Raw genomic sequence first — 11,219 nt, forward strand, 5'->3', positions numbered from 1 at the left:
ACTATTATTTCACCTGTGAACCGTTTGGCAGTGATTGTTCGATGGTTGCGAGTGTTAGTTTGCCGTTTTGAGAAGCAGCTAAAATCATACCTTGGGATAGCTCACCTCGAAGTTCAATTGGCTTTAAGTTCGTTACGCAAATTACCTTCTTACCTACGAGTTCTTCCGGTTTATAATGCTCAGCAATACCTGACACGACTTGTCGTTGTTCGTAACCTAAATCAAGCTGAATTTTTAAGAGCTTCTTTGCTTTTTTTACTGGTTCAGCTTTAATAACTTCAGCAACCCTTAGGTCAACTTTCATAAAGTCCTCTATCGTAATTTCCTCAGTATTAGGTGCCTCAACAGCCACTTCTACTTCCTCAACCTTTGGTTCTGGCCCTTGCATCATTTCAGTAATGAACGCTACTTCTTCAGCTACTTCAAGCCTTGGGAATATAGGTTCACCTTTAGCTATTTTTGCGCCCGATGGCAGTTGGCCAAACTGTTCTAGACTAGCCCAAGCTGTTCCTTCCTCAGTGATGCTTAATTGCTCCCAAACTTTCTTTGGTGTACTCGTCATAAATGGTTGGATCAAAACAGAAACGTAGCGTAGTGATTCAGCTAAATGATACAGCACTGAACCGAGTTGCTCTTTATTTTCTTCATTCTTCGCCAAAACCCATGGCTGTGTTTCATCAATATATTTATTTGTTCGGCTTACAAGCTGCCAAATAGCTGACAATGCCACAGAAAACTCCATGTCCTCCATCGCTGCCTCAACTTTTTTGACTGTCTCTTCAGCAAGGCTAACTAGATTAGCATCAACGCTTGTTGCATTCTTTATATACACAGGGATTACACCATTAAAGTATTTGTTGATCATTGCTACCGTTCTATTTAATAAATTTCCTAAGTCATTGGCTAAATCGAAGTTTACTCTTTCCACGAAGCTTTCTGGTGTAAACACTCCATCTGAGCCGAATGGAACTTCGCGAAGTAAATAATAGCGTAAAGCATCTAGACCATATCGATCGATCAGTGGCACTGGGTCAACTACATTACCCTTCGATTTTGACATTTTCCCATCTTTCATTAAAAGCCAACCATGTCCAAATACTTTTTTAGGTAATGGAAGGTCAAGCGCCATTAACATAATTGGCCAGTATATTGTATGGAATCGAACGATTTCTTTTCCTACTAAATGAACATCTGCCGGCCAGTACTTATCATACTTACCTTGATTTTCCGATCCATAACCTAATGCGGTAATATAGTTGGAAAGAGCATCAATCCATACATAGATAACATGCTTAGGGTCACTAGTGACTTTTACCCCCCACTCAAAAGAAGTTCTAGAAACCGCAAGATCTTCTAGGCCAGGTTTAATAAAATTATTAATCATTTCATTTTTTCTAGACTCTGGTTGAATAAAACCTGGGTTGTCCTCGTAATACTTTAAAAGTCGGTCAGCGTATTTACTCATTTTAAAGAAATAAGATTTCTCTCGCACTTTCTCAACTGCTCTATTACAATCAGGACAATTCCCGTCCTTTAATTGTCTTTCAGTGTAAAACGATTCACAAGGTGTACAATACAAACCTTCATATTCGTCAAGGTAGATATCGCCTTGATCAAGAAGTTGTTGAAATATTTTTTGTACAATTTCCTTATGTCTCGGTTCTGTCGTACGAATGAAATCATCATAGGAAATGTCTAACTTACCCCATAAATCTTGAATACCAGTTACAATGCCATCAACGAATTCTTGAGGACTAACTCCTTTTTCAGCAGCTTTTCGCTCAATTTTCTGTCCATGCTCATCTGTTCCAGTCAAATACATGACATCAAATCCACGTAGACGCTTATACCTTGCCATGGCATCTCCAGCCACAGTTGTATACGCATGACCAATATGGAGCTTGTCACTAGGATAATAAATTGGTGTTGTTAAATAGAACGTTTTTTTCGACATAATACTTCCTCCCAAATTTCAATATATAACTAATGTCTAAGGCGAGCGTATGTTTTTAGACATAAAAAAACCCCCGCCCTATAAAGGGACGAGAGATAAATTCTCACGTGTTACCACCCAATTTCCCTTGTTTCTCACGAAAACAAGGCTCAGAAAGTTACTAAATATAACTTTTAACTAATTAACGCTTAGTCCACGTCCCCCCCTTATTACAATGTAACTCGAAGGAAATTCCTCCAAGACCATTTTCAAAAGTTCCACCTATACCAGTTTTCAGCTCCCCTGGCTCTCTGCCTATGAATAAAGATGCGGAAGTGATCCGCTAAATCCTAAAATCATAGATAGGATTTCCTTTTTACTTATCTTTTCAACGGAAATGTTTATAGAATGCTAACTCAATTCTAAAGGTTCTTTATAATTTGTTCAATTCCTTTTGCAAAAATATATCTAAAAGTGTAACTCATGTCAAGTATACCCAATTTCACATTTTTTATTGCTGTGATTTTTGTCGAATTATTTTGCTATTACTAAAAGTTTTGTCGAAATAACAAATGGCTATTTTTATAAAAAAAATAAAAAATTGTAAAAAGAAATTGCAGTTTATTACTAATCAATTGAAATCATGATACATAAAACGAAACAAGAATATTGTTATATCAACTTTCCTATATAAACATCAATTAAAATTCTACAAAACTAGTAAAAATTTGAATAAAATTAATTGACTTCTTTTGGAAACACTGGTATTCTAAATTCATAGAGAAAATTGTCGAAAAATGATGAATTAGACGATAAATATTACCCAAAACCTAGGAGGAGAAATTAAATGAAATCTACAGGAATTGTTCGTAAAGTTGATGAATTAGGACGCGTGGTTATTCCAATCGAGCTTCGTCGTACACTTGATATCGCAGAGAAGGACGCTTTAGAAATATATGTTGATGGCGACAGAATTATCTTAAAGAAATACAAGCCTAATATGACTTGCCAAATTACTGGTGAGGTTAATGACGATAACTTATCTTTAGCTGGCGGAAAAATAATTTTAAGCCCAAGTGGTGCTCAAGAAATTATTGCTGAGCTTCAAAACTTCGTTGGGAAAACAACAAAATAATACAAAGAGTTGGCTGACGATTTTCGTCAGCCTTTTTTTAATCTTCCTGATGATAAATTTGATATATTTCTCGCTTTTGAAGGTTACGATCCTTTGCTACTTGCTTAATTGCTTCCTTGGAAGACAGCTGAATGGCAATGTAGTGATCAATATGCTGTTCTATCGATAAATCGTGCCACCACTGTGAATTGGTGGCAGTCTCTTCTTCTAAAGATCCTTCTAAAATTAGACAATATTCGCCTCTTGGATCTTCTTGTTCATAGTAGCTTATTAATTCACTTACATTTCCTCTAATGAATTCCTCAAACTTCTTTGTCAATTCTCGGCAAACGGAAATTTTTCTGTCACCTAATTGGTCTAGCAGTAGTTTTAACGTATCTTTTATGCGATGTGGAGACTCATAAAAAATAATTGGGCATTGAATATTTCTTAGTGTTTCTAGTTGCTTTTTCTTATCTTTTTTTTGTCGATGCAAAAATCCATAAAAATAAAAATTATCTGTAGGGAAGCCTGAAGCTATGAGGGCAGGTAATGCTGCATTGGCTCCAGGTAACGGAATGACTGGTATTTTTTCTTCAATACAGCTTACAACTAATTCATAACCTGGATCTGAAATTGCTGGCATGCCGGCATCGCTTACTAAAGCCACCTTCTTACCAGCCTTTATTTCTTCTACTAACTTAAAGCCACTAGATTGTTTATTATGATCATGATAGCTAACAAGCTTTGTTACGATTTCAAAGTAATTGCAAAGCTTTCTTGTTTGCCTTGTATCTTCAGCAGCAATAAGATCTACTTCCTTTAAAATTGTTAAGGCTCGATACGTTATATCTTCTAGATTGCCAATGGGAGTAGGAACCAAATATAAGACTCCTTCTTCTTCATTACGAAAGCTTTTTTGTATCCACATTGATAAAATTAACCTCCCTATAAATAACCACTGCATTGATTTTATTCATAACCTTTTAATTGCATACTCTGTTTTTAATAACCTTTTCTTTTGTTTCAAACTTTTTTGATAAACTAAGTTAAGTGAGGTTCGACCACGACTATACATAGCACCAAATCAATTTATATCAAGAAAAATACACATCACTAAATTGTTTTGTATAAGTATTGTCGTTATCATAAACAAATAGTGGTTGTAATATCTTTATTCCTGGATTTCCATTTTTTATCCCTTCTATTAATAGGATATTTGCTTCCTTTTCTTTTTTGGGATGTATAAATTGAATCCGTTTTGGTTCTATATGGTATTTTCTCATAATCATAATTATATCAATTAAGCGGTCAGGACGATGAACGATGGCCACTTTCCCTTTTTGTTTTACAAGCTCACTACTAATCCGGATTACATCATCTAGAGTACAATATATTTCATGGCGAGCAATGGCAAAATGATGATTTTCATTCCAATCTTTTTCGGTTACATTTTTAAAATATGGAGGATTACATGTTACGACATCAAAACTTCCTCTTGTTAATGTTTTATCAATGTCTTTTATATCTTCATGAATAAAATTTAGCTGCTCATGCCTCCCATTTAACTGTGCACTCCGGAATGCCATTTTATAAAGACGTTCTTGAATTTCTACACCGATTATGTCAGCTTTACTTCGCTCGCTTAAAATGAGGGGAATAACACCATTACCAGTGCAAAGATCAATAATCTTCCCCTTCTGTATTGGTACATAGCAAAACTTCGCTAAAAGAATTGCATCCATGGAAAAAGAGAAAACATCTGGACTTTGAATTATTTTTAATTTTTCATTAGGTAAGTAGTCAATTCGTTCATCTTGCTCGATTTTTACCATTATAAATTCCTCTCAAATACTTGATAATGTTGATTATATCAAAACAATACTTATAGTTGCCAGACCACCAAATTTTCTCGCAATAAAATTCCCTCATAAACCAAATCTTTCAACAATAGAAAAGAGATAGACCAATGCAGTCTATCTCCAAAAAATTCACTTTTTATTTAAGAACGACAGGCAAAATAGACAATCCCCTTCTTTACGGATACTTCCGTAATGAAGGTTACAAATATGAAATCCTTCTTGATATAGTCTCGCTAAGTTATCATAACCTTCACCTATATCAATTTTTTCTTCATCTTCTTTTGTTTCTTTTACTTCTTCTTGCTCTTGTTCAGCTGCTTTTTCGATCCGAGAACGTAGATGGTCATTTTCAATCTTAAGATGTTGATTCTCTTCTAAAAGGAGCGCTAAATGTTCTTTTAGCTCCCCTAATTCACGATAAAGGCCACCTATTTTTTCTTCCATAAGACTTACTCGTGAAAAGACCCCTTTTTTATCCACGTTTACTTTACACCTCAATATTTGTGGTATGAGTAGGTAATGCACCTTCATTTATTAACTCGTCAAGAGTATATTCCATGATACGCTCATCAATTAGCTCAACTTGAACAAGCTGTTCTAATATATTTAAGCCAACGACTCGACCTTTACCATGCCCTGTGACGATAGACTTTCCAATATCAGGCAGTTGTTTTTTAGCAGTTTCATAATTATCATTCTCATACTTTAAACAACACATTAATCTTCCGCATAAACCAGATATCTTTGTTGGATTAAGTGATAAGCTTTGGTCTTTTGCCATTTTAATAGAAACTGGCTCAAAATCACCGAGAAAAGATGAGCAACATAAAATTCTACCACAAGGACCAATGCCACCTAACATTTTCGCTTCATCTCTAACACCAATTTGCCTAAGTTCTATTCTTGTCCGAAAAATAGCCGCTAAATCTTTCACTAGCTCCCTAAAGTCTATCCTACCATCAGCTGTGAAATAAAATAGTACTTTATTTCGATCAAACGTATATTCAACGTCAACAAGCTTCATGTCTAGGTTATGCTCTTGGATTTTTTCGGAACATACCTCAAAAGCTTCTTTCGCAGCGATTTTATTCTCTTCTACAGTAGTTCGATCTTTTTCATTAGCAATTCGCACTACCTTTTTAAGAGGAAATACTACGTCTTGGTCACCAACAACTTTCCTACCAATGACGACCTTGCCATACTCTATCCCTCGAGCAGTCTCAACAATTACTAGCTCACCTTTTTGTGCGTCTATATCTTCAGGGGAGAAATAATATATTTTTCCCGCTTTTTTAAATCTAACACCGACTACTTGATGCACTATACTATCCCTCCTGTAACCTCATCATTAATTGCTCCATTAACAGTTGAGGATTTACATTTGCACTTAGACGTCTCTTCGCTTCCAAAATAGCAGCCATATGCTGACTAACTTTTCGCTGTGAGCTCTTTAATGCATGTTGTTCTAATTTATCAATCTGATCAACAAAGACTAGTTGATCTTCATTTGCTAATAAAGTTCGTAAAACATCACGATACCATAGTAACAATATATCTAAGCCTAAATTAAGTTGATTCTTCTCTTTAAAATGAGTAAACCAACTTTCTTGTAAAGTAAGCATGACTTGATGTGGTCTCGTACACACTTCTTCTCCTAATTGTATCACTATGGCGCGGGCTTGTGCAATCCAATCATCATGGTAAAGCTGGTAAGCTTCCTCCAAGTCATTGGTCAATTGACCCAAAAGCTTAGCTAGTGGCTTTTTTACCCCGTTATTTTCAAGATTTTCCATTAACTTTTGCGGTGTCAACGGGACGAAAGAAAGAATTTGTGTCCTCGATAAAATTGTGCTTAAAATACGGTGAACCTCAGCTGTTGTTAAAACTGCAATAGATTGACCATCTGGCTCTTCTAAAAACTTTAACAGACCATTGGCAGCACTAATCGTCATTTTTTCGGCATCTTCAATAATATAAAACTTTCGTACCGATTCCATCCCCCGGTACGAAAATTCCTTCTTTAAATGACGAATCTGTTCAATTTTAATCGTTTGTCCTTCTGGTTGAATAATATGAACATCTGGGTGATTACCTGATGTAATCCTTTTACAATCAGAACAAGTTTCACAAGGATCTTGTTCCTCATTTCTTTTACAAAAAAATGTCTTTGCCAATTGTAGTGCAACATCTCTTTTTCCAGTTCCCTTTGGTCCATCAAATAAATAAGCATGAGATAAGCGTTGCTTTCGAATACTATTTGTTATAATTTTCACTACTTTTTCTTGAGTTTCAGAAATCTGCTTCCAAGTCATTTTTCCAACACCTAAAATTTCTCAAATTGGTCAACAGGCAATACAAACACAGTAGCACCACCAACTTTAACATTTACTGGATAAGGAATATAAGAATCCGCATTTCCACCCATCGGTGAAATTGGTGCAACTAATTGATCTCTATTTTTACAATTGTCTTTAATAATTGTTAAGACATCTTTAACATTTTCGTCTTCTGTACCCACAATAAAAGTTGTGTTTCCTGCTTTTAAAAAACCACCGGTACTTGCAAGTTTCGTAGCTTTAAAATTTCCCTTCACTAGGGCGTTTGCTAGGTTACTACTATCTTTATCCTGGACAACTGCTACAACAAGTTTCATTCGTTGACCTCCTTCGAGAAATTAATATCTATTATTAATGATCGTGTTCTTTATTATCCCTATTATAACAGATGTCCCAAAAAGAACCTATGTTGTAACCTCATCTTAAAAAATGCTGTATCAGTTAGCCCACTAAATATTATAAACATGTGAAAAAGCCTTCAAAACAAGAAAGTTTAGATATTGATCTTAGTTGAACTTACTTCTTAGATAACGTTTTTAGACTGATCTCCTTTTGATATTTAAGAGATACTGCACCTTTCTAAATAACCATTACATTACCTGTAAGTATGACATTATCTTTTCTTTAGTTTCTGTTATCACTTCTTCTAATGGCCTATTAGCATCTATGCTAACAATTCTTTCCGGAAACATTGTTAATAGCTTTAAATATCCTTCTCTTACACTGTAATGGAAATCTAAATTCTCCATGTCTAAACGATTGATTTCACGATTTTTATTTTTGGCAATTCTAGCTAACCCTATTTCGGGATCAATGTCAAAGTAAAATGTCAGCTTTGGCATACAATTTTCAATAGCAAAGTTATTTATCGAAAAAATTTCATCTAAACCGATTTTTCTAGCTATCCCCTGATAAACTAAGCTGCTATCTAAAAATCTATCACAGAGAACAATTTTACCTAAGTTTAGCTCAGGTATAACCTTTTCAACTAAATGTTGTCGCCTTGCAGCGGCATATAAAAGTGCCTCTGTTCTTCCATCCATGGCAGTATTATTCGGATCTAAGATTATTTGACGAATGTTTTCGGCAATTTTAATACCACCAGGTTCTCTCGTAGTTATTAAATTGAAACCCGCACCTTCGAGGAATTTAGATAACTCCGATATAACAGAAGTCTTCCCTGCTCCCTCGCCGCCCTCAAATGTAATAAACTTATTATTCATAGCTGTCCCTCGTTTCATCTGTTTTATAAACTTTCAGTCCATAGGTGAAAACATCTTTTCCTTGAAAGTAAGCGCCCGCTTTCTTTAATGCAAATAAACGTTCAAGATGGGCTTTTTCAATTTTTTCACCGCTTATTAATAATGGGATACCAGGTGGATAAGGAATGATATCTTCAGAGATTACTTTCCCTAAAGCTTTTTCTAGAGGTACTACTTCTATATCCATTTGTTCCATCTCAGCATATGTAAGATCTAAGCTTGATACTTTACTTTCAAATTTATTGAATATCTTCATTCGGTTTACGTTTACTTTCTTTCCTTTAAGCTTATCCTTGATGTTTTTTGCCACTGAAATAAGATCAGTATTTATTGTTAATGGCAGTACAAATAAAACATTACACTGATCTGCAAGTTCAGTATAAATACCTTCTGTCTCTAATAATTTTTGTAGTTCGAAACCAGTTAATTGACAACGAGATTGAATCGTCACCTTCAAAGGATCAATTTTGTACTCGGCACTTTCGACTACTTTTAGCTGTGGAATTTCATTTAGCACTTTTTTGAAATCTCCAATTAGTTTTAAAGTCATCGCTAAGTCAACTTCCGGAAGTTTAGCTAAATAAAACCTTGCCAAATCAAGAGATGCCATTAATGGATAAGAAGGACTACTCGATTGAAAAAGCTGTAAGTAATACTTTAGTTTATTTATATCAACTAATTTACTATTGTAATGTAAATAAGAGGACATTGTCATCGCAGGTAATGTCTTATGCGCTGATTGAACTACAATATCTGCGTGATAATCAATCGCCGAATTAGGTAGCATTGACGTGTGATGGCCAAAGTGGGCTCCATGAGCTTCATCAACTAGCACTACTACATTCAACTTGTGTGCAACTTCAACAATTTTTTTTATTGAACTCGTATATCCATAATAATTTGGTCTTGTCATAATTAAAGCTTTTGCATTCTTATACTTTTTTAATGTGTCAATTACAAGAGATTCGTCTAGGCAGGTGGCTATTTGAGCGTGATCATCGTAGTTAGGTTCTATAAATATAGGATTTACCTTCGCTAATTTTAATCCATTTATAATTGATTTATGGCTATTTCTTTGAACTAGAACTGTATCTCCCTCTTCGCACGTTGCCATAATCATAGCTAAGTTCCCTACAGTAGAACCACCGACAAGAAAAAAACAGGACTTTGATCCATATAAATCGGCAGCTAAATCTTCAGCTTCCTTTATCACACCAGAAGCGTGATGTAAATCATCCAAACCAGTAAGCTCGGTAACATCAATCGATAATACAGATTGGTATATATGTTGTGCTTGTATAGGAAGAACCGAGCCATTTTTATGACCTGGAACATGAAAGGAATGAGTATTTTTATTTCGATACTCCAAAAGAGCTTCATAAAGAGGTAATTTATTTTGATCCATATCTTAGTTCCTTTACGGTTTGTTAATTTAAACACTTTTCTATTATAACGAAGTTAACGTTTTAACTAAACATTTCATTTAATAATTATATTTAATTACAAATGTAAATTTGTACTTTTATAAAGACATACACTATCAATAAACTATGTGCATATAATTGAAAAAGTAAATATTTTAGTAAAAATCAGAATTTTTCATGTATAGTTTACCTTTCATTGGAAATGAATGAACTATGGAGGTGAACAACTATGAATGAAGGGCATAACTTAGAAAGATGCTCAGTGTGTGAGCAAAAACAAGAAGCAGGAATTCATATTTGTGATATCTATATCTGTGAAGCTTGTGAGCGCGAAATTGTTAGTTCAGATGTGAGTGATGAGTTTTATAGGTACTATTTACAGAAATTAAGAAAATTAAAGCACTCTTTATTAAATATTTCCTAACAGACCTTTTTATAGGTCTATTTTTTTTGATTTTGAATGAAAAAGAAACAGCTTTAACATAAATGATTATACCTTCTCTATATCCCACCTGGTTGTTACTGTAGGAACGATAAATCTTCTTTTATATCTTTTTGAGAAATTCGTGAAATATTTCAGAGGAAAAGATATTACCTATAAAAATACTCTTTTCCTCTCTGTACTTATCCATGTATTTACCGTTATTACTTTCTTTTATTTGGTTATACCTTGCCAAGTATTCAGGATACTCTCGAAAAAACTTTGCTAACTTCCAAAAATGGTCTAACTCTGATGAGATAGCTGTTAGTTGTATCCCTAACGGAAGAATTTCATCATGTTTTTCAAATGCACAAAAATAACTAGTTTGGTCACTGCCTTCGTTAATTTTGTAAAGTTCCTTTAAGATTACTTTGGCATGTTCAAATTTTGATTGACTTACACGAACCTGAAGGTCAACATCTCCCTTTGTTAACGAGCCTTCTACTGCTGTACTGCCAACATGTAGCACCTCAGCATCTGGCAACACTTTATTTATTTTTTCTTTATGCTTACATACAACTATCTTTGCCTTATCTCTAAAAAGTTTTTCATTCGAAAAAGTAACTATTTCATCCATTTTATGCTCACCGCCATGTTATTAATTTTGTAATATATAACATATAGTTAAATTAGCTGTTTATACATAATAAAAAAAACACATTCGCAATGAATGTGTTTTGGTATGCCTAGCAACGTCCTACTCTCACAGGGGGAAACCCCCAACTACCATCGGCGCTGAAGAGCTTAACGATCGTGTTCGGCATGGGAACGAGTGTGACCTCTTCGCTATCGTCACTAGGCTATTAA

Annotated in this window: 12 protein-coding genes and 1 rRNA gene; 2 read left to right on the forward strand and 11 right to left on the reverse strand. The window is 34.6% G+C overall.

Annotated elements, in window-relative coordinates:
* Positions 1–4: 4 nt before the first annotated feature.
* Positions 5–1,954: a methionine--tRNA ligase gene (gene metG / locus ACK4M9_RS20040; protein ID WP_409854449.1), complete on the reverse strand. Its 1,950-nt coding sequence runs from the start codon at positions 1,952–1,954 to the stop codon at positions 5–7.
* Positions 1,955–2,780: 826 nt separating this feature from the next.
* Between metG and abrB the strand changes: the two genes are divergently transcribed.
* Positions 2,781–3,068 (forward strand): transition state genes transcriptional regulator AbrB, encoded by a 288-nt coding sequence (abrB, locus tag ACK4M9_RS20045; RefSeq protein ID WP_409854451.1) that lies wholly within the window; start codon positions 2,781–2,783, stop codon positions 3,066–3,068.
* Between the two features lie 37 nt (positions 3,069–3,105).
* Here the strand turns inward: abrB and rsmI are convergent, their stop codons facing one another.
* From rsmI to ACK4M9_RS20085, 8 genes are all read right to left on the reverse strand, one after another.
* A complete protein-coding gene (rsmI, locus tag ACK4M9_RS20050; protein ID WP_409854453.1) occupies positions 3,106–3,978 on the reverse strand; it encodes a 16S rRNA (cytidine(1402)-2'-O)-methyltransferase in 873 nt (290 codons plus the stop codon).
* Positions 3,979–4,144: 166 nt separating this feature from the next.
* Complete coding sequence (locus tag ACK4M9_RS20055) at positions 4,145–4,882, reverse strand: tRNA1(Val) (adenine(37)-N6)-methyltransferase (RefSeq protein ID WP_409854454.1); 738 nt, start codon at positions 4,880–4,882, stop codon at positions 4,145–4,147.
* Between the two features lie 156 nt (positions 4,883–5,038).
* Entirely contained in the window at positions 5,039–5,389 is a 351-nt protein-coding gene (gene yabA / locus ACK4M9_RS20060) for a DNA replication initiation control protein YabA (RefSeq protein ID WP_409854456.1), read from the reverse strand.
* A 7-nt stretch (positions 5,390–5,396) separates the two neighbouring features.
* Positions 5,397–6,230 (reverse strand): PSP1 domain-containing protein, encoded by an 834-nt coding sequence (locus ACK4M9_RS20065; RefSeq protein ID WP_409854457.1) that lies wholly within the window; start codon positions 6,228–6,230, stop codon positions 5,397–5,399.
* A 4-nt stretch (positions 6,231–6,234) separates the two neighbouring features.
* The gene (holB, locus tag ACK4M9_RS20070) at positions 6,235–7,221 is read right to left on the reverse strand and encodes a DNA polymerase III subunit delta' (protein ID WP_409854459.1); all 987 of its coding nucleotides are present in this window, start codon (positions 7,219–7,221) and stop codon (positions 6,235–6,237) included.
* Between the two features lie 11 nt (positions 7,222–7,232).
* Complete coding sequence (locus ACK4M9_RS20075; protein ID WP_409854461.1) at positions 7,233–7,562, reverse strand: cyclic-di-AMP receptor; 330 nt, start codon at positions 7,560–7,562, stop codon at positions 7,233–7,235.
* Positions 7,563–7,835: 273 nt separating this feature from the next.
* Positions 7,836–8,468 carry a dTMP kinase gene (gene tmk / locus ACK4M9_RS20080; RefSeq protein WP_409854463.1) on the reverse strand — a complete coding sequence of 211 codons (633 nt, stop codon included), beginning with the start codon at positions 8,466–8,468 and terminating at the stop codon, positions 7,836–7,838.
* On the reverse strand, positions 8,461–9,912 hold the full coding sequence (locus ACK4M9_RS20085) for an aminotransferase class I/II-fold pyridoxal phosphate-dependent enzyme (protein WP_409854465.1): 1,452 nt from the start codon (positions 9,910–9,912) through the stop codon (positions 8,461–8,463). The genes tmk and ACK4M9_RS20085 overlap by 8 nt, the downstream gene beginning before the upstream one ends.
* Before the next feature lie 248 nt (positions 9,913–10,160).
* Between ACK4M9_RS20085 and ACK4M9_RS20090 the strand changes: the two genes are divergently transcribed.
* The gene (locus ACK4M9_RS20090; RefSeq protein ID WP_409854467.1) at positions 10,161–10,355 is read left to right on the forward strand and encodes a sigma factor G inhibitor Gin; all 195 of its coding nucleotides are present in this window, start codon (positions 10,161–10,163) and stop codon (positions 10,353–10,355) included.
* Between the two features lie 121 nt (positions 10,356–10,476).
* Here the strand turns inward: ACK4M9_RS20090 and ACK4M9_RS20095 are convergent, their stop codons facing one another.
* Together ACK4M9_RS20095 and rrf are read right to left on the reverse strand one after the other, a co-directional pair.
* Positions 10,477–10,989: a GrpB family protein gene (locus ACK4M9_RS20095; protein WP_409854469.1), complete on the reverse strand. Its 513-nt coding sequence runs from the start codon at positions 10,987–10,989 to the stop codon at positions 10,477–10,479.
* Between the two features lie 107 nt (positions 10,990–11,096).
* A 5S ribosomal RNA gene (gene rrf / locus ACK4M9_RS20100) occupies positions 11,097–11,212 on the reverse strand.
* Positions 11,213–11,219: the final 7 nt, after the last annotated feature.

This window comes from Anaerobacillus sp. (assembly GCF_046314235.1).
Classification (GTDB): domain Bacteria; phylum Bacillota; class Bacilli; order Bacillales; family Anaerobacillaceae; genus Anaerobacillus.

Excerpts from the sequence above, each read along its gene's own strand:
- metG (WP_409854449.1), bottom strand. The coding sequence starts at position 1,954 with ATGTCGAAAAAAACGTTCTATTTAACAACACCAATTTATTATCCTAGT.
- abrB (WP_409854451.1), top strand. The coding sequence starts at position 2,781 with ATGAAATCTACAGGAATTGTTCGTAAAGTTGATGAATTAGGACGCGTG.
- rsmI (WP_409854453.1), bottom strand. The coding sequence starts at position 3,978 with ATGTGGATACAAAAAAGCTTTCGTAATGAAGAAGAAGGAGTCTTATAT.
- ACK4M9_RS20055 (WP_409854454.1), bottom strand. The coding sequence starts at position 4,882 with ATGGTAAAAATCGAGCAAGATGAACGAATTGACTACTTACCTAATGAA.
- holB (WP_409854459.1), bottom strand. The coding sequence starts at position 7,221 with ATGACTTGGAAGCAGATTTCTGAAACTCAAGAAAAAGTAGTGAAAATT.
- ACK4M9_RS20075 (WP_409854461.1), bottom strand. The coding sequence starts at position 7,562 with ATGAAACTTGTTGTAGCAGTTGTCCAGGATAAAGATAGTAGTAACCTA.
- tmk (WP_409854463.1), bottom strand. The coding sequence starts at position 8,468 with ATGAATAATAAGTTTATTACATTTGAGGGCGGCGAGGGAGCAGGGAAG.
- ACK4M9_RS20085 (WP_409854465.1), bottom strand. The coding sequence starts at position 9,912 with ATGGATCAAAATAAATTACCTCTTTATGAAGCTCTTTTGGAGTATCGA.
- ACK4M9_RS20090 (WP_409854467.1), top strand. The coding sequence starts at position 10,161 with ATGAATGAAGGGCATAACTTAGAAAGATGCTCAGTGTGTGAGCAAAAA.
- ACK4M9_RS20095 (WP_409854469.1), bottom strand. The coding sequence starts at position 10,989 with ATGGATGAAATAGTTACTTTTTCGAATGAAAAACTTTTTAGAGATAAG.